Here is a 22985-nt window from a genome sequence, read left to right as displayed (position 1 = left end):
TTTTAGCTTGCAGACATGGCAGTTTTGATTTTTTCCATTGCATTCTTTTCAAGCTGTCTAATACGTTCTGCTGAAACGTTATATTCTGCAGCCAGTTCATGCAAAGTCGATTTATCATCATCTAACCAACGACGTTGCAAGATATTACGAGAGCGATCATCAAGCTGTTCCATGGCCTCATGTAAGGCAGAACTACTTTGCTCTTCATAATCTTCTTCTTCAATCAGTCGAGCTGGGTCGTATCGATTATCTTCAAGATAAAGTGCAGGAGCTGTATGTGGGGTATCGTCATCATCATCACCTTGAGCTTCAAAAGCAGCATCATAAGCGGTTAGGCGACCTTCCATTTCGAGCACTTGCTCTGGTGTCACATTCAAATCATTGGCAATTGATTTCGCTTCTTCTAATGTGAGTCGTTTGCTTGATTTTTTAAGACTACGTAAATTAAAGAATAATTTACGTTGTGCTTTGGTCGTTGCGATTTTGACAATACGCCAGTTACGAATCACATATTCATGAATTTCAGCTTTAATCCAGTGCACTGCAAAAGAAACTAAGCGAACACCCATATTTGGATCGAAGCGTTTGACCGCTTTCATTAATCCAAGGTTACCTTCTTGAATAAGATCGCCTTGTGGCAATCCGTAACCTGCATAGCTACGTGCAATATGTACGACAAAACGTAGGTGTGACATTACCAATAGTTTGGCAGCATCAAGATCTTGGTCATAATAATAACGTTCAGCAAGTTCTTTTTCTTGCTCGGCCGTTAGAATTGGAATTTGATTGACAGTACTGATATATGCACCAAGATTTACACCTGGCGCAGACAATGACAGGGGCATCAATTGATTGCTGCTGTCAGTAGTCATGGAGTCTCCTTATAGGATGGTATTTAAGTCAACAATTTCATCTTAATGCGAATGTTCTTCATCACTAAGGAAATTTGAGTATAAAAATGTAAAGTTATCTAGTTTATCTTTAGCTAGAGTTTATCAAAGAATTACATAGATTCAATTAAATAGTGAAACTCATTCTCTGAAATTTTTTGTGTCTGGCATTGAAGTTGCTGGATTTGGCAATATCGTGTTACATCAATTTCACTGTGTGGATCGGATGATTTCAATAAATACTGTTTAGATCCTTCAGCTTTTTTTAAAGCACGTTTCAACATCAATAGTGGCATTGGACAGGGTTGCCCAAGTGCATCAATCACTTCAGGGCATGCGGATATTTGGGTCATAAAGTTTTAATAAATTGAGTTCGATATGATTTTAACAAATTTATATGGTGATTACTGAGGATTTACTCTGAATTATTTGGGAAGTTATATTAATTCGGTTTTTCTCTTTTGAGCTTTTAATCTTAAAAATGGTTGTGAGTGTTTTTTAAACCTAATAACTAGCTCAATAGCGTTGAATGCAAATGAATCGCTTTGATTTTCTTTTCTGATTAATTTTATCTAAAATTGTTTCTCGTTTTATGGCAATAAAGCAGTGCATTTTTATACTAAAAAAAGCACTTGAAAACTGCTAAATTATTGAAAAAAACAGATAGAAACATTGGAAATAACTCAAAATAAATCTATTAATTATCATGAACCCATGTTAAGCTCGATGCGTTTTAGGATGTATGCTATACGATAAGATCGTTAAAAAAACCTATAACAAATGGATGTAACCGGAAATTGTTGATAGTTTTACAGAATGATTACAAGCTTTGAAATTATAAATATTTTAAAACCTTGTTGGCTCTGCTGTTTGCAACACCGGAAGGTCCTTATCTTTCAATATCTGAGGATTGACTTATGACAGCTCGTGAACAAGGCGTAGTAAAGTGGTTTAATGACACTAAAGGCTTTGGTTTTATTCAACGTAATGGTGGTGATGACGTATTTGTTCATTTCCGCGCAATTATGGGTGACGGTCACCGTTCTTTACGTGACGGCCAACGCGTTGAATTCAGCGTAGTTCAAGGACAAAAAGGTTTCCAAGCTGAAAACGTTCAGCCTTTAGACTAATTTGTTGCTTTAACGCAATATAAAAACGCTCCAATGTTATTTGGGGCGTTTTTGTTTATAATGCCACTTTCTTTTGATCATTGATGGTTCGAGAGCATATATGACATCTGGTTTTGAAACCTTAAATTTACATCCGCAGTTGAAGAAGGCAATTGATGCTTTGGGTTTTACACAAATGACCCCAATTCAACAAAAGGTTTTGAAATATACATTAGCAGGGCATGATGCCATTGGTCGAGCGCAAACTGGTACAGGTAAAACAGCAGCCTTTTTGATTAGTGTGATCAATGATCTATTAAATAATCCGCTACAAGAAAAACGTTTTCGTGGCGAACCACGTGCGCTGATTCTGGCTCCTACACGTGAGTTAGCACTACAGATTGAGAGTGATGCACAAGCTTTAACAAAATTTTCAAACTTACATCTTGTTACTCTACTTGGTGGTGTGGATTTTGATAAGCAAAAGAAAATGTTGGATAGTAATTTTGTTGATATTATCGTTGCAACGCCTGGTCGTTTAATTGATTTTGTCGAGCAAAAAGAAGTTTGGTTGGATAAGATCGAATTCCTTGTGATTGATGAGGCCGATCGTTTATTAGATATGGGTTTTATTCCATCGGTAAAACGGATTGTGCGTTATTCACCCTTCAAAGAACAACGTCAAACTTTAATGTTTTCTGCAACTTTTAGCTATGATGTGCTTAATCTTGCCCGTCAGTGGCTATTTGAACCTGTAACGGTTGAAATTGAGCCTGAGCAAAAAACCAATAATGATGTGGAGCAGCGTGTTTATGTGGTTGCGAAACAAGATAAGTACAAATTATTGCAAGAAATTTTGCGTGATGAACCAATTGATAAAGTTATGATTTTCGCAAATCGTCGAGATCAGGTGCGTCGTTTATATGATCACTTAAAGCGTGATGGTTATAAAGTCGGTATGTTATCTGGTGAAATCGCTCAAGATAAACGATTGAAGATGCTCGACCAGTTCAAACAAGGTAAGCATAATATTATGATCGCAACAGACGTTGCTGGTCGTGGTATTCACGTTGACGGCGTATCGCATGTGGTGAATTTTACTTTGCCAGAGCAGTCTGATGATTATGTACATCGAATTGGTCGTACAGGTCGTGCTGGTGCTCAAGGTGTGAGTATTAGTTTCTTATCGGAAGATGATGCTTTCTATTTGCCAGAAATTGAAAAAGCGATTGGTAAAAAGTTACCTTTAACGCGTTTAGATGGATATTGTTAAGTCTAAACAAGATTTTCTGATATTCACATAACATTTAAAAAGACTAAATTTTTTCTTAATTTAGTCTTTTTTTATTTTAAAAGGCTTTCATTTGTTAAATTACACAAATGATTCATGATTTTTTCGGAAATCCAGTGATTAGTTGCTGAATTGAAGTAAATCAACATGTAGAATATGGCGCATTACCTGGGAGGATATTATGGCACTCATCTCAATGCGCCAGCTCTTGGATCACGCTGCAGAACATAACTACGGCGTACCAGCGTTTAACGTAAACAATTTAGAACAAATGCGTGCAATTATGCTCGCTGCTGATGCAACGAATTCACCTGTTATTGTGCAAGCTTCGGCAGGTGCACGTAAATATGCAGGTGCACCTTTCTTACGTCATTTGATTTTGGCAGCTATTGAAGAATGGCCACATATTCCTGTGGTAATGCACCAAGATCACGGGACGAGTCCTGATGTCTGTCAACGTTCTATTCAATTGGGCTTTAGCTCTGTGATGATGGATGGTTCATTGGGTGCTGATGGTAAGACTCCAACATCATATGACTATAATGTTGATGTTACTCGTCGTGTTGTCGCAATGGCACATGCGTGTGGTGTTTCAGTTGAAGGTGAGATTGGTTGCTTAGGTAGCCTTGAAACTGGTATGGCTGGTGAAGAAGATGGTGTTGGTGCTGAAGGTGTGCTGGATCATTCTCAGTTACTCACTTCTGTTGAAGAAGCAACTCAATTTGTCGCTGATACGAATGTAGATGCTTTGGCAATTGCTGTTGGTACTTCACATGGTGCGTACAAGTTTACTCGTCCACCTACAGGTGATATCTTGGCAATTGATCGCATTAAAGAAATTCATGCTGCGTTACCAAATACGCATCTTGTAATGCATGGTTCAAGCTCTGTACCACAAGAGTGGTTGGCTGTGATTAACCAGTATGGTGGTGATATTAAGGAAACTTACGGTGTTCCTGTTGAGCAGCTCGTGGAAGCAATCAAACATGGCGTACGTAAGATTAATATTGACACCGATTTGCGTTTAGCATCTACAGGTGCGATGCGTCGTATGATGGCTGAAAAACCAAGCGAATTTGATCCGCGTAAATTCTTTGGTGAAACAGTTGAAGCGATGAAGCAAATCTGTGTAGATCGTTATAATTCATTTGGTACATCAGGTAATGCAGATAAGATCCGCCCAATTTCTTTAGAGAAAATGGTCGATCGTTACAAATAATTAATTTGTAATATAAAAATAGCGGCAATTGCCGCTATTTTTATTTTGAATATATTTAAAATAAAACTGCCGGCGATCGCTGGCAGTTTTAACTTGGATTATTTCGGTGCTTTCGTGTCTAGATTTGCATCCTTAATTTCAACATAAGCATTAGCTCGAAGTTCACGCATCCAACCGTCTACTTCGGTATCAAACAAACGCTCACCTAAAATTTGACGAGCCATACGTTCTTGCACTTCTTTGGTCATATCTTGTTGGCGAGTATCAGTCACTTGTAAAATGTGCCAACCAAACTGACTTTGGAAAGGCTTACTGATTTGCCCAACTGGTGTTTCTTTCATGACTTGTTCAAACTCTGGCACCATAACACCAGGACTTACCCAGCCTAAACTGCCACCATCACGTGCTGAACCAGTATCATTTGAATAGGTTGCAGCGAGGGTTGCAAAATCTTCGCCCGCCTTCGCACGATTATAAAGACTATCAATCATTTGTTTTGCACGATCTAAGCTGACAACTTCAGATGGTTGAATCAAAATATGTCGAGTTTTATATTGTGATACAAGTGCTTTTTGATCATTTTGTTTGCGTTCTAAAAGTTTTAAAACATGAACGCCATCGCGGACATTGATCAGTTCTGTGGTCTGACCTGTTTGTAATGGTGTTATGCGTGCTGCAAGTTCAGTAGGAATGTCTGATAGTGCTCTGAATCCCATATCAGCACCATCAACCTTGATTGCACTGGTCGCAAGCTTGGTACTAATCGCTTTAGGATCATCACTAGTTGCTAGTGCTTGTTTGACTTCTTGTGCAACTTTTTTAACTTCTTCGCTATTTTCACCAGAAATACGCATGTGAATCACATGGACTTGTGTGCCAAGCGCAGCTTGGCCTTCTGGTGAATTTAAAAAGTTTTCAACATCATGATCACTGATTTTAATACGAGACATGACTTGTTGTTGGCGTAAGCGACCAATTGCTAAATCTTCCGCAATCCTATTGCGTAAATTTTCATAAGTATCTGGTGCAATCGCGTCCAATTTTTGTTGGAATGCTTCTAGTGTATTGGCACCTGATTGATTTGCAATTTTTAAGACTGCAGCATTTAAACTCTTTTCATCAGCTTTAATGCCAAAACGTTTGACCTGTTCTAATTGGGCTTGACGGATAATGAGCTGATCAAGCACTTGCATCTGTAAATACTGTTGGGGCGGCACAGTTTTATTTTGTGCTTTTAACTGATGTTCTGTTTCTGCAATTCCTTGTTCTAAATCACTTTTAAGAATGACACTACTATCAACTATTGCAACAACCTCATCCGTAGGTTGCGCAAAGCTTTGCATTGATGAAGAAATAAGTGTAGCGAGAACAGTCGCTTTAAAGATATGTTGGAAAGATTTTATCTTCATTAACGTTGTGTCCAAGATTGATTAATTTTGTTGAAACCTAAAACTCTATTTTCAAGAAGAGAGGCTAGCTTATTGTTGAGTGCACCTAGACCTTTAAGTGTAACCTCAGCCATAACAGCACGTTTTCTATGAACATCTGGTGAGTTTGGATCATCTAAATCATTGTAGTAAGATCTGCCATAAACTGAAATTGCCCAACAGCAAGATTCATAATTCACACCAAGTAAGTATTCTCGCATTAAACTATTATCTAAGTCATATTGAGCGTGACCCATAATACGCCAATTATCTTTTATTGGTTGTATAAACGATGCAACAGCTTGGTCGTATGAACTTTGACGATCTTGAATATTGCTACGATAGAAATAACCTACATTGTATAAGTTGCCTTTTTCTCCAGCATAGTAGGCTTGGAAGTCACGTTGAGCATTGTCGCCATTTGACATCCAAGCAGAATTTGCAGCTATGGTAAAGTTTTGATTCAATTGACTTGAAACACTTACAATTGGGCCAGTATGGCGCTGTGTGTCAAACTCATCTGGTTGCTGATTTAATGTGACACGTCGATCACTAAAATAATAGCTTTGCCCAATACTTGCTTTAATACGTTCTAAGCCCTCTGTATCTAATAGGCTATAAGTTACACCCAGAGACAAGAAGTTATTATCATCTAAGCGGTCGTGTCCATAGAATCGATAAGGGTTGAAAAGTTGATCGTAATTAATTGATGCGGTGGTGGAATCAAAGTTAGGATGATCATCTTGTTTTTTATAAGGAGAATAGGCATAAAACGCACGAGGGGAAATACTCTGCAAATATTTACCTTCTTTTTCAAAAGTAACGCCTGTTGCAAAACTAAATTGAGGTACCGCAACTGATTTTTCTAAATCATCAGATATAGAAAGATCGCGACCTTCTTTAGAGTCTTGATCATAAAAAGTATTAATGCTTCTTACAGATATTTCTGGAATTGCATAAAACCACGATGGAGTTAGGTAGTTATAGCGAACGGCAAATTGATTATAAATACGTGTACCACTTGACTCTAACGCAGAGCCATCGGTGATCGATTTCTTAAAATAAGCAGTGTCGTTATTAAACTCATATTGTAAGCCTTGAGGGTTCCCACCTACATAATTTAATAAAAACTGTGGAAGTCGTGCATAAGGCTTATCTGCATCTTTGATACTTTGATCTAGCGTTTGAAAGTCTTCAACCTTTAATTGAGCCTTAAGTCCAGGAATACCATTGCGATAATTAATTTCCCATGCGCGACGTAAGTTAAGATCTGTTCGCGTGTTTGGGTTGTTATTGAAGTCTGCGAAGTAATCTTTATCGGAAGCGTAGTTGTACTCTAAGTTAGTTGACCATTGGTTATTGATTTTCCAATCATGAAGAAAATGTAAATCACTTCGATCTTTATCTTCGTAATAGTTGTCGTTTGGTAAATATCCACCCCAAATACGTCCAGAACCAAAACTTTCAGTCATATAACGGAATTCGGCATCTAATTTTGCGCCGCGTTTGCTCATATAACTTGGTGTGAGTGTAAGATCATAATTTGGTGCAAGGTTAAGGTATACAGGTGCAGTCAGTTGGACGCCACCTTCGTTACTATAACCAAAAGTTGGACTTAATAAACCAGTGGTACGACGGTCATCAATTGGAAAATTGAAATATGGCACGGCTAAAACAGGCACGTCTTTTACATACAGTTTTGTTCCGCGAGTTACGCCACGACCAGTTGCTTGGTCAAGTTCAATTTGTTTAGCTTGGATTTTCCAAGCCGGTTTTTGTTCAGGAGGGCAAGCGGTATAACTTGCATCTTTCAATACAACTAAATTTTCATTCTGTCGTTTAATCTGACTTGCATGTCCGTGAGCATGTTGCTGTTCAGAAATATAAAAACTATTGTTCAAATCGCCTGTTTGGGTTTTTAAATTATAATTTATTGCGTCACTTTGAGTAAGTAGGCCTGATTGAGCCAGTTGTACTCGACCTTGAGCGGAGGCGTGCGTCTGAGTTGAGTCAATCGTAACTTGATCGGCACGAATTGTGCGGCCTTCTTGATCAATCACGACATTGCCTTGTAGAACAGAATCGCCAGTTGGGTTGTAATGCCCATAATCAGCGGTAATCACGGAAGTCGTTGTATTGGAATTGCTTGCCTTTGTTTCGGGGTTAATTGGTGTGACCCATGTTCCCTGACAAAAAGAAGAGCTTAAATAACGATTGTCTCGTAAATGTGCTTCTGGTGCAGATTTGTCGACATAATATTGCTGAAAAAATTTTTCACCAGGATAACTGTCTTGATCTTGGTTTTTTTGGATAGTGGCTTGCAGCTGTTTATTGTCAAGCGTAGAGACAGCATCAGCTGGAGCTGCGAAACCTGATTGGATCGAGCCGCCACACAAGAGTGTCAAAATAGCTGTTGCTAAAGGATTAAATTTAAACTGATGTTTCATTGTCTCATTAACCAGTACGCTAATTCACAATTAATTATTGTCGCATCATAGAGAAAAAGTTGATAAGTGGCTACACTTAAGCTTTCAAAATCTCAGCTAGTTTTAGATTTTATTGCAAATGAATACACAACGTGAACAATTGATACAAACTTGGCTCCAAGCCACTCTCCAATCTGATCAATTCGAGATCAATTATTTGGCTGGAGATGCAAGCTTTCGCCGTTATGCGCGAATTAAGTTACAAAACAAAACATATATGCTGATGGATGCGCCACCTGAAAAAGAAGATTGTGCACCATTTGTAAGTATTGATGAGTTTTTTGACAAAAATGGTGTGCGTGTTCCGCATATCGTCGCTAAAGACCTGACTTTGGGGTTGTTACTATTGGAAGATTTTGGTGATGTTGTTCTTTCAACCTTACTAACAGATGAAACTGTTGACCAATACTATGCACAAAGCTTTGAACAGTTGATTGAATTACAACAAATCGACGGTCTTGAACAACTGCCTGCATACTCTTATGAAAAATTAATGACAGAGATGCGTTTGCTGACAGAGTGGATGTTGCCTTCATTAGATATTCAGCCTACAGAGCAACAGTTAGAAACGATTGAACAAGCTTTTGACTTTTTAGCTGTTGAGGCGACGCATCAGCCACAAGTGATTGTGCATCGTGATTATCATAGTCGTAACTTGATGAAAATAGAAAACGAGCAAGCATTAGGCGTGATCGACTTCCAAGATGCAGTCATTGGTGCAGATACCTATGATCTGATCTCGATTACACGTGATGCTTATGTACAATGGAATGCTGAGCGTGTCTACGAATGGTTTGAGGTGTTCTATAACTTATTACCAGCTGTAGCAAAAGAAAACCGTAATTTTGAACAGTTCAAGCGAGATGCAGATTTGATGGCAATTCAACGCCATCTCAAAATTCTAGGTATCTTTGTCCGTCTGTTTGAGCGTGATGGTAAATCTGGGTACTTAAAAGACTTACCACGAGTAATGTGGTATTTGCTTGAAGAAAGCCAAGGCTATGATGAGCTGAATGAATTTATGCAGTTTATTCGTGACGTGGTCATGCCTAAATTTATTGCGAAATATGGCGATTACGAGGTTGCAGCATAATGAAAGCGATGATTCTTGCTGCAGGGCTAGGGAATCGCATGCGTCCTCTGACCTTACATACACCTAAACCTTTGCTTGAAGTAGGTGGAAAGCCACTGATTGTTTGGCATATTGAAAAGTTGCAAAAGATTGGTGTTACAGAGATTGTCATTAATACCGCTTGGTTGGGTGAAAAACTGGCAACTACTTTAGGAGATGGCTCTAAATTCGGTGTGACGATTTTGTGGTCTCATGAAGGAGAAGGGCTTGAAACCGCAGGTGGTATTATCAATGCTTTACCGTTACTGGGTGATGAACCTTTTATTTTGGTGAATGGTGATGTTTGGACCACGATGGATTTTTCGTCATTGTTAAATGTCCATTTGGGAGATAAGCAAGCACACTTAGTATTGGTTGAAAATCCACCGCAGCACCAGAAAGGTGATTTTATCTTGTCTAATAATTTGGCCCATACTTTTGAGCAGGGACAAATAGGTGAAGCCTTAACTTATAGTGGTATTGCAGTATTAGCTCCGCAGATGTTTAATGGTTTGGAAAATGGTAAAAGACCTCTAGCGCCATTGTTAAAGCAAGCGATGCAACAACAACAAGTGTCAGCTGAAAAATTACAAGGGATTTGGGTGGATGTTGGCACACCTGAACGTTTGGAGCAGCTAGATCAACAAATTAAGCAAAATAAGTTTTCGTAATAGGTTATTGTCTTATTTACCTTAAATTTATCTAAGGAAAGACAAAAAACTGAATAGATTGTGCAGTTTATCAGGTTTGAAAATGTTTAACTGCATAATCGTTCAACAAGTCCTACTGTGCCTTGCATCAGAAATGGGTATACTGCACGGCAAGTTTATCGAGATCTCGCACTGTTATGCATCCTTTTTTTCAAGAATTAAAGCAAGGTAGTCAAGCGTTAGGTTTAAACCTAAGTGAGGAAGCGCTAACACTCTTATTGAAATATCAAGATGCTCTCGTGCTATGGAATAAAGCATATAACCTGACAGCCATTCGTGACCCGAAAGAAATGCTGGTTAAACATTTATTAGATAGCTTAAGTATTTTAAATGATTTGCCACAAGGACGTTTATTAGATGTTGGCACGGGTGGTGGAATGCCGGGCATGATCATTGCATTATGTCAACCAGAGCGCTCGTGTGTATTATTAGATTCAAATGGAAAAAAAATTCGTTTTCTTAAGCAATTTATTGCCGATTTAAAATTGGATAATGTTGTTGCAGTTCAAACACGTGTAGAAAATGAGGACACGATTGATGAACTTGGTCAGTTTGATGTCATTACTAGTCGTGCATTTGCTTCATTAACTGATTTTGTAGATGCAGCGCAACCCTATATGCATGAGCAGAGTATTATTGCGGCAATGAAAGGTTTGGTTCCAACTGATGAAATGGAACAGATGAAAGAACAGTATTCATGCAAAGTGATTGAGTTGCGTGTGCCGCGATTAGATGAACAACGTCATTTACTTTTACTTCAACGAATTCAATAAAAAATATTAAGGGTAATCATGGCTCAAATTATTGCGATTGCAAACCAAAAAGGTGGCGTGGGAAAAACCACAACAGCCGTTAATCTTGCTGCTTCTTTGGCGATTTTGAAGAAACGTGTCTTATTGGTTGATATGGATTCTCAAGGTAATGCCACTATGGGGTCTGGCGTTCAAAAGAATGACTTACTTTACTCGATTACCGATGTGTTGTTGGGTGAAGTGCCAATTGAAACAGCAATTCAGAAAGCTGACGTTGGTTATAAAGTTTTAGGTGCAAATCGTGAACTTGCTGGCGTTGAGTTAGCAATTGCCGAGCAAGAAGGACGAGAGTTTATTCTCAAAAATGCGTTACAAGAAGTAGATTCAGCATTTGATTATATTATTGTAGATTGCGCACCAAGCCTAAGTTTGATAACTGTGAATGCTTTGGCTGCGGTCAATAGTGTAATTATTCCGATGCAGTGTGAATATTATGCTTTGGAAGGTTTGGCAGATTTGACACAAACAATTGATCGTATACAAAAAGCCCTGAATCCAAACTTGGAAATTGTAGGGGTATTACGTACGATGTATGATGCTCGTAACGCTTTAACCCGTGACGTGTCTGCTGAGTTAGAGCAATATTTTGGTAAAAAGTTATACGAAACGGTGATCCCTCGGAATATTCGCTTGGCTGAAGCGCCAGCACATGGCTTACCAGTGATTTATTTCGAAAAAAGCTCAAAAGGTGCAGTTGCATATTTGAATTTAGCTGCAGAAATGTTGAAGAAAAGTAAAGTGAAAAAAGGAAGTGCTGTATGAGCATCAAAAAACGCGGATTGGCTAAAGGTCGTGGTTTAGATGCACTATTGGGTTCAATTCAAAAAGAGAAATTGCAACTTGAAGCACAGGCTTTGGATCATGGTCAACTCAAGCAAATTGATGTCAATTTACTGAAACGTGGCGAATATCAGCCACGTCGTTTTATTCAAGAAAAAGATTTACAAGAACTTGCTTCATCGATTGAGAAACACGGGGTGATGCAACCGATTGTGATTCGTCCAGTGGATGATGAACAACACCCTTATGAGATTATCGCGGGTGAGCGCCGTTGGCGTGCTGCCCAATTAGCAGGTTTGGCTGAAGTTCCGGCAATTGTACGTGACTTAAATGACCAAGTTGCAATCGCATTGGCGTTAATTGAAAACATTCAGCGACAAGATCTCAATCCAATTGATCAAGCGGTAGCTTTGCAGCGTTTCCATGATGAATTTGGTTTAAGTCATCAAGAAATCGCGGATACAGTAGGTAAGGCTCGTACTACGGTGAGTAACTTATTGCGGTTATTAAGTTTGGCTGATCCAATTAAGGACTTAATGCAACAAGGTCAACTTGATATGGGACATGCTCGTGCCATTCTGACCCTAAAAGCAAAAGAGCAAATGGATGTTGCTAAAATCGTAATTGAAAAAGCATTATCAGTGCGTCAGACTGAACAGTTAGTACGTGAGTGGAGTGAACCAAAGCCTGAAAAGGAAAAGGTGCAGGTTTCTCCTGATATTGAACAATTGACTCAGAAACTATCGGAACGTTTTGGAGCAAATGTTAAAATTGACCATAACCAAAAAGGTAAAGGAAAAATGGTCATTCATTATCACTCATTGGATGAGTTGGATGGAATTTTAAATATTTGTTTACCTAACTAATATTTAAGGTGCGTCCTTTTATATTTTAAATATTATTGGGGAATAATATGTGGGAACTTGTGAAAGCCGGTGGTTGGTTAATGCTACCGCTTATTCTCTCATCAATTTTTACGGTTGCTATTACAATTGAGCGATATATTCGCTTAAGACGGTCACAAGTTTTACCTCAAGCATTACTGGTTCAAGGCTCAAATGTGGACAATGTTATTTCACATTTAGAGCAAGAAGACGTTGTAAAAAGTCCGTTAGGTCGTATTTTAAAAGCTGGTTATGATCATCAAGATCAAGGTGAGCAGTTTGCGCGTGCACAAATGGAAGCAACAGCTTCCCAAGAAATCAGCTATCTAGAAAAAAATATTAACTTTTTAGGTACATTGAGCGCGATTGCACCCTTGCTTGGTTTGTTAGGAACAGTACTTGGTATTATTGAATCGTTTTTAGTGATTGATATCGGTTCTGCTGGAAATGCAAGCATGATGATGCCTGGTATCTCTAAAGCATTGATTACTACGGCTGTAGGTATGCTGATAGCGATTCCAGCAATGATTGCTTATCGTTATTTTCAACGTGTAGTACATGAATATATTGCTGAGTTAGAACAACAATCAACATTATTTCATGCTGCACTTTTCTACAAAAAAGCACCTCATGTGCAAGAAAATCGCCGTGCAAGCTGAGCATAGGTGATATTATGAAATTTAAACGTTCTCAAGTTGAAGATATTCATATCAATTTGACGCCAATGATTGACTGTATGTTATTCATTTTGGTGTTTTTATTATTATCTACCACATTTAGTCAGCAAAGCCGTATAAATCTTACTTTACCAGATGCTCAAGGTGTTCCGCCTAAACAATTCGATCACAAAATTGAAATCATGGTAGACTCCACGGGACATTATTCTGTGAATGGTCAAGCATTATCGACCAAAGATAGTGCCGATCTCAGTACTGCGATTAAACAGGCTGCACAGGATCGTCGTGATTTTATGTTTATTATTGCAGCTGATGCAAAAGCAAAACATGAAGATGTGATTCGTGTAATGGATGTGGCAGGTCAACTCGGCTTTGTTAATGTCAATATTAGCACCAAAGTTCCAACTAGAGGTTTTACTGAGTGAATCAGGATTTTAAGGTTTATGTCCGTTTAATATCATATTTAAAATCTTATTGGGGCGTTGCCTTATTCGTCTTACTTGGTTTTGGAATCAACGCTGCGACAGAGGTTTCTGTCGCAAAGTTATTGAAATATATTATTGATGCAATCCAAAATGGTAGTCGCGAAAATTTAGATTGGTTCCCGGCCTTAATTGTCTTACTTATGTTTTTCCGTGGCCTTGGTTTGTTCTTAGGTGGATACTTTTCAGCAGTTATTTCACGTAGTTTGGTATTTAGTATTCGTCAAGAAGTTTATGCTAAATTACTGCGCTTACCTGCGCAATATTATCTTGATAACAGTGCAGGTCATATCAGTGCAAAATTGATGTATAACGTCGAACAACTCACAGCAGCATCATCTGAATCTCTACAAACATTAGTTAAAGATGGTTTAATTGTTATTGGTTTGTTGAGTTATTTACTCTATACCAACTGGCGTTTGACTCTATGTATCGTGGTTTTCATGCCTTTCATTGGGATATTGGTCAGAATCGCATCTAAGAAAATGCGTAAGTTGTCAATTCAAGTGCAAAACACGATGGGCGATGTGAACCATGTGGTACAAGAAACGATTAATGGAAACTCGGTGGTTAAGAGTTTTACGGGTGAGGTTTTTGAGCAGCAACGTTTTTACAAATCTTCTGAGGAAAATCTTCGTCGTGGCCTAAAAATGGTTGTGGTGCAGAATATTAATAGCCCGATCATACAATTACTATTGTCTATGGCAATGGCAATTATTTTATGGTTAGCGCTTCGCCCACAGGTTTTAGGTGACACCTCAGCAGGAGAGTTTGTTTCCTACATTACTGCGGCAGGTCTGATCTCTAAACCAGTGAAGAATTTAACTGATATTAATGAGAAACTTCAGCGTGGTTTAGCAGCAGCACATTCGGTATTTGAACTACTTGACATGCCAGAAGAAGAAAATAATGGTCAGCTTAAGCCAGTTTTGAAAGGCAATATTAAATTTGATCATGCTAATCTGCGTTATACAGATGGTACGCATGCAATTAAGGATTTTTGTCTAGATATTGAAGCCGGTCAGACCATTGCTTTGGTTGGTCGATCTGGTGCAGGGAAAACCTCATTAGTAAATATGCTGCCGCGTTTTCAAGAATTAAGTGAAGGGCAAATTTATTTTGATGATATTCCTGTACAAGAGATAGAGCTTTCTTATCTTCGCTCACAAATTGCGACAGTCAATCAACAGGTTGTGCTATTCAATCGTTCTGTGCGTGACAATATTGCTTATGGTCAGCTTCAAGACTCAAGTGATGAACAGGTTATTGCAGCTGCAAAAGCTGCTTATGCACATGACTTTATTATGAATTTGCCACAGGGTTACGACACAATACTTGGTGCGCAAGGTTTGAATCTTTCAGGCGGTCAGCGTCAACGTATTGCGATTGCCAGAGCAATCTTAAAAGATTCTCCGATCTTAATTTTAGATGAAGCAACCAGTGCGCTTGATAATGAGTCGGAATACTTTATCCAACAAGCTTTTGATGAAGCGATGCAAGGTCGTACGACGATAGTGATTGCGCACCGTTTATCTACAGTTGAAAATGCAGATCTTATTGTGGTAATGGACAAAGGACAAATTATCGAGCAGGGTACACATACTGAGTTGCTAGATAAACATGGCGTGTATTATCAATTGCATCAACGTAATTTTGAGGAAAATTAATCATGTCTATTGCGCAACACGTACAAGATGCTTGGAATAAAAAAGCGTCGTGGTTGATCGTGTTGCGTCCTTTATCATTATTGTATCGCTTAGTTTTTGAATTAAATAAAACCTTATATACGATTGGTCTTAAGAAAAAATACACAGCCCCAATTCCTGTGATGATTATTGGTAATATTACGGTTGGAGGAAGTGGGAAAACACCTTTATTAATTCAGCTCGTTAAATATTTACAGCAACAAGGTGTTCGTGTTGGTGTAATTAGTCGAGGATATGGTGGCAAAGGACCTTTTCCAGTTTTGGTGAATGCTTTGTCTGAACCAGATATTGCTGGTGATGAGCCGTGCCTAATCGTTCAATCTACTCATGTAGCCATGGCGGTTGGGCCAAATCGTCAAGCATCAATTGAATTATTATTGAAATCTGAAAAAGTCGATTTAATTATTAGCGATGATGGTTTGCAGCATTGGGCATTAGCACGTCAAATTGAATGGATTGTTCTAGATCAAAATCGTGGTTTGGGGAATGAAAAGTTGTTGCCTGAAGGGTATCTACGTGAGCCTAAATCGCGCTTAAATAGGAGTACGGTTATTGAACATACTAAAATTGCTCAATCACAAAAGAATATGCATTTAGCAATTGGTCAGCCATATCTGTTAAATTTAAATACAGATTCAAATGTATTTGATCCAAATCAGTATTTTAATGTGGTTGTTGGTATTGGCTTCCCACAACGATTTTATCAAACTTTAAATCAATTGAATGTGAAGCAATATCAAACACATGAGTTTGCTGATCATTATGATTATCAGATCGATGATCTCACCTTCAATAATCAAGATGCAATTATTACCACAGAAAAAGATGCGGTAAAGCTTAAGGTTTTATTGAAACAATACCCAGAATTTAATATTCCGATTTGGGTTGTGCCTGTTGAAGCGGTTTTATCTGCAGACTGTTATGATTTATTGAAACAACAATTGCAACAAGTCGGTATCCAATTTTCTTAGAGTTCTAACATGAAACATATTGTCATTCCTGCTCGTTTTGCGAGTTCACGTTTACCTGCAAAACCACTTTTACTTATTCATGGTCGCCCAATGATTTTACGTGTCGTAGATCAAGCGAAGAAAGTTGCAGGTTTTGATGATTTATGTGTTGCGACTGATGATGAGCGTATTGCAGAAGTGTGTCGTGCGGAAGGAATTGATGTGGTTTTAACCAGTGCCGATCATCCGTCAGGCACAGATCGTTTGAGTGAAGTTGCTCGTCTAAAAGGCTGGGCAGAAAACGATATTATTGTCAATGTACAGGGTGATGAACCATTACTTCCTGCTCAATTGGTTCAACAAGTTACTCAGCTTTTAGTTGATCAACCGCATTGCTCAATGTCTACTTTATGCGAGCCTATTCACGCATTAGATGAATTCCAGCGTGACAGTATCGTCAAAGTCGTGATGAGTAATCGTAAAGAAGCATTATATTTTAGTCGAGCAACTATTCCTTATGATCGTGATGGTGCAAAATTACAGCAGCCAAAGCTGCATGATCGTGCTTTTCGTCATCTGGGTTTATATGCATATCGTGTGAAATTGTTGCAAGAATATGTGTCATGGGAACAAGGCGATCTTGAAAAATTAGAAAGTCTTGAACAATTACGCGTATTAGAAAATGGTCATCGTATTGCGATCGATATTGCTGAAGCCAATCTGCCTCCGGGTGTAGATACACAAGCTGATCTAGAGCGTTTAAATGCGCTACCAGTAAGTTTATTTGAATAATTATGATGAGTATGCAGTCAACAACCGTTTATCCTTGGCACAAGCAGACATGGGCGTTGTTGACAACGCGTTTTCCCGATATAGGTCATGGTTTACTTTTTTATGGTAAACATGGCTGCGCGAAACATCAATTTACTGAGCGTTTTGTGGCATGGGTATTATGTTTAAACAAACAAGCCGAACAAGCTTGTGGTGAATGTACAAGTTGTCTTTGGTTGAAGTCTAATACACACCCTCGCTATGTTCATATCACCACAGATGAAGAAAATAAAAAGCAAAATGCCAAGATAAAAATCGAAAAGATTCGTGATTTATTACCATTTGTTCAACAGACTGGTGATGGATGGCGAGTCGTTGTGATTGAGCCAGCGGAGGCTTTGAATATAGCATCCGCAAATGCATTGCTAAAGACTTTAGAGGAACCTGGAGAAAGGGTTATTCTGATTCTATTGGCGGATCATTACTTGAAATTAACAGCAACGATTCGAAGCCGTTTGCAGCATTTCGCTTTAGACCGTCTAGATACCCAAGATGCACAAAAATTTATTCAGCAGCAAATACCGAATATCTCAGCTGAACACATTGATTTGTTGCTTAATCTCGGAAATGGCATGCCATTGACTGCCGTTGAAATTAATCAGAGCGATTGGTTGCATAAAAGAGATTTATTCTTGAAAGATTGGTTTAAGTTGGTCTTAGAAAAAAATATGCCTTTAAGTTATTCAAGCAAGTGGTCGAAAGAGTTGAGTTTCTCTGAATTTATGACAATGTTTGAATATTTGTTGGCGGATTTAGTCGCTATAAAATTAAATCAATCTTTGAGAAATAAAGACTTAGATTTAACACAGCTTGCACAGCTTTATGACTTGGAAAGCTTATTTCAAATTTATTCTGACCTGCAACAGAAAAAATTGATGGTTGAGCAAAATGTACAAACACAGTTGGTACTAGATCAGTTGTTTATTCAATTGATGCATGTGGTTTAGATAGGGTATTAAAATCTTTTATGTTGATTGAATGCTTGATTTTGTAATAGCCAAAAAGCATTTGCTTTCGATATGGTGATCACCTATGAAATCGTGATTCATCGAAGGCTATATTTGCTTAAATAAAAACCATTTTTGTTTGTTTTCGAACAGTTTTCCTCAAACATTATTTGTTGTTTGTCGGATTGTTTCCTATAATTAAAATAGCAGTAATTATAGTTTTTTAAATTGACGGTAGAAAATATTGAATTTGAGAGGCATGCAAATATGCTTAAAATTTTATTAATGCTATGAAAATATAGATATTTCAAGTTATTTGTATTTGACAGGGGAATGTTATGCAACCACAAATGATGGGCGGAATTATACAGGTCAATATTCCTGATAAAGCAACTTTGCAATCAAGTTATATGCCTTTTGTGCAAGGTGGCGGTTTATTTGTTTCCACGAAACAAGCCGTAAAAATGGGACAGGAAGTTTTTGTTTTAGCGACTTTACCAGAGCAGTCACAAAAAATCCCATTAACGGGTAAGGTGATTTGGATTTCGCATAAACAAACACATTTTAAACCACAAGGCTTTGCAATTCAGCTTGCTGGTGAAAAAGGTGTGTATTACAAAAATGAGGCTGAGAGATTGTTGGCTGGTTCAAAAGCGATGGATCGTCCAAGTTTTACGATGTAAGTTGATAGGAAATAAGCGTGTTTGTTGATACCCATTGTCATTTAACGATGTTAGATCTAAGTCCTTACGATGGGAGTTTAGATCAAGCGCTTGCCCAAGCTCGCCTTGCAGGTGTTTCAAAATTTATGGGCATCTCAGTTGATTTAGATGATCATATTAAATTGGCTGAAATCGCCTCTCGACATGATGACGTGGGTTATTCTGTAGGTGTTCATCCATGCGAGGATGATCATATTATGGCGCGAGCAACAACAGACTACCTCGTAGAGCTAGCACAGTCTGATAAGGTATGGGCATTAGGGGAAACAGGTTTAGATTATTATCACAGTACAGATTTTATTGCAGAACAGAAACGATGTTTTGCCCGTCATATTCATGCATCAAAAATTGTAAAAAAACCTGTGGTTGTGCATACACGATCAGCCAAACACGATACCGTCGATATTATAAGAGCAGAGCAGTCCACACATGGTATTTTGCATTGTTTCACCGAAGATTGGGAAACAGCGAAGGCTGTTTTAGATTGTGGTTACTATATTTCTTTTTCTGGTATTGTTTCATTCAAAAATGCACAAGAATTACGTGATGTAGCTAAACAAGTGCCGCTTGATCGGTTGTTAATTGAAACGGATAGCCCATATTTAGCACCTATGCCTTATCGGGGTAAAACCAATGAGCCTAAATATGTGCCTTATGTTGCAAAGGCGTTAGCGGATGTATATAACAAGTCAGTTGAAGAAATAGGTATGATTACCACACAGAATTTTGAGAATCTTCTTCGTTTGAAGTAAACGGTTTAGTTGTATTAGCAAAGAGAGTTATCACGTGAAAATGGATCGCCAAGCTCAGTTTAGAGCACGAGAAGCCTTAATTTTTCAGATCGCTGAGCAACTCCTATTAGAAAATGGTGAAGCAGGCATGACTTTGGACGCTTTAGCGGCGGAATTAGATCTTGCTAAAGGCACGTTATATAAGCACTTTCAGAGCAAAGATGAATTGTATATGTTGCTGATTATTCGTAATGAACGAATGCTGCTTGAAATGATTCAGGATACAGAGAAAGCTTTCCCTGAGCATCTAGCTTTTTTCATGCTACACCATTTACATCATCCTGAACGTACTGCTTTATTTCATCAAATTGAAGAACGCCTCTCTACGACGGGTCAAGGTATTCAGTTATTATTTAGTGAATTGTATAAAGTTCGTCGTCAACGTTTACGTATTATCATTCGTATGACAGAAAGTTATTTATTAGATATAAATAGCACGATGACAACGCGTGATTATTTGGCTTCGATTTGGTCTTTGACTTATGGTGCAGCAGTTATTCTGAATTCGAGCTTTTATCAGCGTTATTTAGGTTCACGTGATAGTTTACGTGTGGCTTATATTGATCAAGCTTTAGGTTTGCCAAAACAAATTGAATATTTAGCGAATGGCTGATAAATAAAATGAAATCACCACATAGATTACAACAAGGTTTTACCCTCATTGAGATCATGGTGGTGATTGTAATCATGACGATTATGACATCTTTGGTTGTTCTGAATATTGGTGGTGTAGATCAACGTCGAGCGATGCAAGCTAGAGAAATGTTTATACTTGATTTAAAAAAGATTAATAAAGAATCAACGGATCAAGCTAAAGTTTTTGCCTTAAATACTCAAAATGCGACTGACGTTGCACCATTTCGCTATAATTTGTTTGAATATCATGATCAGAGCCATGAGCAAATTCAGCAAGCTGATCGGACTTGGCAGCCATATAAAGAGTTTAAACTTCGAGAGCTACCGACTAGCGTATCTTTTAGTATTCAAACTTTAAATGCTGAAGAATACCGAAAAGCGAGAAATGAGGACTTATTAGGTGGTAAAGCACCGCAACTCATATGGTTTGGCAATGGTGAAGTTAAGCCTGTCCGTATTCAATTTTATTATGAGCAACAGCCAATTGGACATGAGTTTGAAATAGATCATTTGGGTAAAATAAATGAAGAAGATTAAAGCATTTACCCTGTTGGAAGTAATGGTTGCTTTAGCGATATTTGCTGTCGCTGCAATTGCATTAACAAAAATTGCCATGCAATATACACAATCTACATCGAGTGCGATTTTGCGAACAAAAGCACAGTTCGTTGCAATGAATGAGGTTGCAATGATGGAAATGAATCAAGAGTGGTTAGATGGAACGCAATCGAAACAGGTGACTTCTCAAGGTGAGACTTGGCAGATTGATAAAAAAGCACAGGCTACAATTAGTCCCAAAATACAACGTATCGAATTACAAGTAAGTTTATTTAATACTGAGCAAGGTAAAGTTGAAGCGGGCATCACCAATATGGTGTTTTTTAATTATCCAGCAAAAGCTAAAACATGATGAAAATTAAAAAGGGTTTTACCCTTGTTGAATTGCTGGTTGCAATTGCTATTTTTGCCGTACTTTCAATGCTTGGTTGGAAAGTTTTTGATTATTTATTAAAAGTCAAAGATCGTAATGCAGAGCATGAAACACATTTATTTGCGTTACAAGATGCCTATCAGCAGATTCTAAGAGATAGTCTGCAAATTATTCCATTAACGGCAAATGATGGTCGACAATTACAAGCTGCTTTGGTGCTAAATGATCGTGGTTTTATGTTTAGTAAAGCAGGAGTGTCCGATCCGTTGAAACAAGGTTTGTCACCTTATGAACGTATTGAATATCGCTACGATTCAACACAGAAAAAAGTTTATCGACTCAAATATTCAAATCTAAATATTCCAAATCGGGTACAACCCATCTCCAGTACCTTATTAGAAAATGTAGATCAATTTAAAGTAGTCGTCATGAATCCACAGGAACTGACACAATGGCCTGAAAATATTGGTGATCCTAATAATATTAATGAGTTAAAAAAATTACCATTAGGCATAAAAATACAGCTTAGTGTTGCAGGCACGGATTACGAGTGGATTTATAGTCTACTGAATGCAAATCAATTGTTGGGAAATAACTCACCACCATGAAAAACTATTCATCTCAGCGTGGCGTAGCTTTATTAACGATTTTAGTCATGGTTGCTTTAGCAACGATTTTGGCTGCAACAATTGCAAAACGACAAACCAATACCGCTGAAAATACGGGCTATTTGATGCGTCAGGATCAATCGTTATTGTATGCAAAAAGTGCAGAAGCTTTTTTTTCAGAGTTACTCATTCAAGATAGCGATAATGGTAGTAGCATTGACCATTTACAGGAAAACTGGGCAAAACCGATGCCATCATTTCCCGTAGAAGATGGATCAGTCTCAGGAAAACTACTAGATGAGTCAGGAAAGTTTAATCTAAATAATTTGGTTAAGGCTGATGGCAATCAAGTTGATGATTCTGCTCGACGTTGGTTTGAAAAGTTATTGCAACGAGTAGGTCTGCCTGCTGAACTCAGTCAAGCTGTGATTGATTGGCAAGACACAAATGATGAAGTGACTGGCGCAATGGGTGCGGAGAGTAGCTATTACCAAGGACTAGATCCTGCATATTTAACGCCGAATACCAAGTTTCATAGTATAGAAGAATTAAAACTTGTACGAGGTTTTGAAGGCAAAAACTACGATTTGATCAAACCTTATGTCACGGCATTACCTGAACAGACGAAGGTGAATATGAATACAGCACCTGCATTACTATTAGCCAGTATTGATCCTAAAGTAGATGTCAAAGCTATCGAACAACAATTAAAAATCAAGGAAACTGAGTTAACGCATTTTAATAATGTAGATGATTTATGGAAATTAAGTGCTTTTTCTGGGATTGATGAGCAGAGTAAAACCGATGCTGCGTCTTTATTAGATAGTAAATCAAATTATTTTACGGCTCAAATTGAAGTGATGCTAAGTGAGCGTAAGCGTCAATTTACGAGCTTAATGATGAGAAAAGATAAACAAGTGATTGTGTATTCAAGAAGTCTTGCACCATTCTAGTCTTTGTATAGATTGGATTATTGAATAGTCAC

25 protein-coding genes are annotated in these 22985 nt (G+C 38.1%); 21 read left to right on the top strand and 4 right to left on the bottom strand.

All coding sequences use genetic code 11. The features are described from left to right. Window positions 1-2: 2 nt before the first annotated feature. Both rpoH and M5121_RS11195 read right to left on the bottom strand, forming a co-directional pair. Window positions 3-872: an RNA polymerase sigma factor RpoH gene (rpoH, locus tag M5121_RS11200; RefSeq protein ID WP_004662417.1), complete on the bottom strand. Its 870-nt coding sequence runs from the start codon at window positions 870-872 to the stop codon at window positions 3-5. 131 nt (window positions 873-1003) lie between these two features. After that, complete coding sequence (locus tag M5121_RS11195) at window positions 1004-1243, bottom strand: sulfurtransferase TusA family protein (RefSeq protein WP_005159855.1); 240 nt, start codon at window positions 1241-1243, stop codon at window positions 1004-1006. 564 nt (window positions 1244-1807) lie between these two features. Here M5121_RS11195 and M5121_RS11190 point away from each other — a divergent pair. From M5121_RS11190 to fba, 3 genes are all read left to right on the top strand, one after another. Beyond that, window positions 1808-2020, top strand: coding sequence for a cold-shock protein (locus M5121_RS11190; RefSeq protein ID WP_004653893.1), 213 nt, complete (start codon window positions 1808-1810; stop codon window positions 2018-2020). A 100-nt stretch (window positions 2021-2120) separates the two neighbouring features. Beyond that, window positions 2121-3272 carry an ATP-dependent RNA helicase RhlB gene (rhlB, locus tag M5121_RS11185; RefSeq protein ID WP_005159857.1) on the top strand — a complete coding sequence of 384 codons (1152 nt, stop codon included), beginning with the start codon at window positions 2121-2123 and terminating at the stop codon, window positions 3270-3272. Between the two features lie 199 nt (window positions 3273-3471). Further along, on the top strand, window positions 3472-4509 hold the full coding sequence (gene fba / locus M5121_RS11180) for a class II fructose-bisphosphate aldolase (protein WP_004662410.1): 1038 nt from the start codon (window positions 3472-3474) through the stop codon (window positions 4507-4509). Between the two features lie 98 nt (window positions 4510-4607). Here the strand turns inward: fba and M5121_RS11175 are convergent, their stop codons facing one another. Beyond that, window positions 4608-5918 (bottom strand): peptidylprolyl isomerase, encoded by a 1311-nt coding sequence (locus tag M5121_RS11175; RefSeq protein ID WP_249571219.1) that lies wholly within the window; start codon window positions 5916-5918, stop codon window positions 4608-4610. Then, window positions 5918-8383 (bottom strand): LPS-assembly protein LptD, encoded by a 2466-nt coding sequence (locus tag M5121_RS11170; RefSeq protein ID WP_249571218.1) that lies wholly within the window; start codon window positions 8381-8383, stop codon window positions 5918-5920. The genes M5121_RS11175 and M5121_RS11170 overlap by 1 nt, the downstream gene beginning before the upstream one ends. Before the next feature lie 118 nt (window positions 8384-8501). Here M5121_RS11170 and M5121_RS11165 point away from each other — a divergent pair, with 118 nt between their 5' ends. The 18 genes from M5121_RS11165 (at window position 8502) to gspK (ending at window position 22953) form a co-directional block, all read left to right on the top strand. Beyond that, the gene (locus M5121_RS11165) at window positions 8502-9515 is read left to right on the top strand and encodes an aminoglycoside phosphotransferase family protein (protein ID WP_249571217.1); all 1014 of its coding nucleotides are present in this window, start codon (window positions 8502-8504) and stop codon (window positions 9513-9515) included. Next, window positions 9515-10204 (top strand): N-acetylmuramate alpha-1-phosphate uridylyltransferase MurU, encoded by a 690-nt coding sequence (gene murU / locus M5121_RS11160; protein WP_087535853.1) that lies wholly within the window; start codon window positions 9515-9517, stop codon window positions 10202-10204. Before M5121_RS11165 ends, murU begins: the two co-directional genes overlap by 1 nt. A gap of 176 nt (window positions 10205-10380) precedes the next feature. Next, window positions 10381-11016, top strand: a complete 636-nt coding sequence (gene rsmG / locus M5121_RS11155; RefSeq protein ID WP_087545343.1) for a 16S rRNA (guanine(527)-N(7))-methyltransferase RsmG — start codon at window positions 10381-10383, stop codon at window positions 11014-11016. A gap of 18 nt (window positions 11017-11034) precedes the next feature. After that, the gene (locus M5121_RS11150) at window positions 11035-11817 is read left to right on the top strand and encodes a ParA family protein (protein WP_249571216.1); all 783 of its coding nucleotides are present in this window, start codon (window positions 11035-11037) and stop codon (window positions 11815-11817) included. Next, on the top strand, window positions 11814-12701 hold the full coding sequence (locus M5121_RS11145) for a ParB/RepB/Spo0J family partition protein (RefSeq protein WP_249571215.1): 888 nt from the start codon (window positions 11814-11816) through the stop codon (window positions 12699-12701). The genes M5121_RS11150 and M5121_RS11145 overlap by 4 nt, the downstream gene beginning before the upstream one ends. Window positions 12702-12748: 47 nt before the next feature. Further along, window positions 12749-13378, top strand: coding sequence for a MotA/TolQ/ExbB proton channel family protein (locus M5121_RS11140; protein WP_005159881.1), 630 nt, complete (start codon window positions 12749-12751; stop codon window positions 13376-13378). A 14-nt stretch (window positions 13379-13392) separates the two neighbouring features. After that, on the top strand, window positions 13393-13821 hold the full coding sequence (locus M5121_RS11135; protein ID WP_005159883.1) for an ExbD/TolR family protein: 429 nt from the start codon (window positions 13393-13395) through the stop codon (window positions 13819-13821). After that, on the top strand, window positions 13818-15545 hold the full coding sequence (msbA, locus tag M5121_RS11130; RefSeq protein WP_087535850.1) for a lipid A export permease/ATP-binding protein MsbA: 1728 nt from the start codon (window positions 13818-13820) through the stop codon (window positions 15543-15545). Before M5121_RS11135 ends, msbA begins: the two co-directional genes overlap by 4 nt. A 2-nt stretch (window positions 15546-15547) precedes the next feature. After that, complete coding sequence (gene lpxK / locus M5121_RS11125) at window positions 15548-16555, top strand: tetraacyldisaccharide 4'-kinase (protein ID WP_249571214.1); 1008 nt, start codon at window positions 15548-15550, stop codon at window positions 16553-16555. Between the two features lie 9 nt (window positions 16556-16564). Next, on the top strand, window positions 16565-17326 hold the full coding sequence (kdsB, locus tag M5121_RS11120) for a 3-deoxy-manno-octulosonate cytidylyltransferase (RefSeq protein ID WP_249571213.1): 762 nt from the start codon (window positions 16565-16567) through the stop codon (window positions 17324-17326). A gap of 2 nt (window positions 17327-17328) precedes the next feature. Next, the gene (locus M5121_RS11115) at window positions 17329-18312 is read left to right on the top strand and encodes a DNA polymerase III delta subunit-related protein (protein WP_249571212.1); all 984 of its coding nucleotides are present in this window, start codon (window positions 17329-17331) and stop codon (window positions 18310-18312) included. 338 nt (window positions 18313-18650) lie between these two features. Further along, the gene (locus M5121_RS11110; RefSeq protein ID WP_005159897.1) at window positions 18651-18995 is read left to right on the top strand and encodes a PilZ domain-containing protein; all 345 of its coding nucleotides are present in this window, start codon (window positions 18651-18653) and stop codon (window positions 18993-18995) included. 17 nt (window positions 18996-19012) lie between these two features. Further along, the gene (locus tag M5121_RS11105; protein ID WP_249571211.1) at window positions 19013-19786 is read left to right on the top strand and encodes a TatD family hydrolase; all 774 of its coding nucleotides are present in this window, start codon (window positions 19013-19015) and stop codon (window positions 19784-19786) included. A gap of 40 nt (window positions 19787-19826) precedes the next feature. After that, window positions 19827-20438 (top strand): TetR/AcrR family transcriptional regulator, encoded by a 612-nt coding sequence (locus M5121_RS11100; RefSeq protein WP_034601445.1) that lies wholly within the window; start codon window positions 19827-19829, stop codon window positions 20436-20438. Window positions 20439-20446: 8 nt separating this feature from the next. Next, entirely contained in the window at window positions 20447-20998 is a 552-nt protein-coding gene (locus tag M5121_RS11095) for a prepilin-type N-terminal cleavage/methylation domain-containing protein (protein ID WP_005159908.1), read from the top strand. Beyond that, window positions 20985-21371 (top strand): type II secretion system minor pseudopilin GspI, encoded by a 387-nt coding sequence (gene gspI, locus M5121_RS11090; protein WP_004662377.1) that lies wholly within the window; start codon window positions 20985-20987, stop codon window positions 21369-21371. The genes M5121_RS11095 and gspI overlap by 14 nt, the downstream gene beginning before the upstream one ends. After that, window positions 21371-22000 carry a type II secretion system minor pseudopilin GspJ gene (gene gspJ / locus M5121_RS11085; protein WP_087545369.1) on the top strand — a complete coding sequence of 210 codons (630 nt, stop codon included), beginning with the start codon at window positions 21371-21373 and terminating at the stop codon, window positions 21998-22000. Before gspI ends, gspJ begins: the two co-directional genes overlap by 1 nt. Next, window positions 21997-22953: a type II secretion system minor pseudopilin GspK gene (gene gspK / locus M5121_RS11080; RefSeq protein ID WP_249571210.1), complete on the top strand. Its 957-nt coding sequence runs from the start codon at window positions 21997-21999 to the stop codon at window positions 22951-22953. Before gspJ ends, gspK begins: the two co-directional genes overlap by 4 nt. Window positions 22954-22985 lie beyond the last annotated feature (32 nt).

The sequence above is a fragment of the Acinetobacter sp. ANC5681 genome, from assembly GCF_023488045.1.
Classification (GTDB): Bacteria; Pseudomonadota; Gammaproteobacteria; order Pseudomonadales; family Moraxellaceae; genus Acinetobacter.
This window is presented reverse-complemented; position numbering and strand designations above follow the sequence as displayed.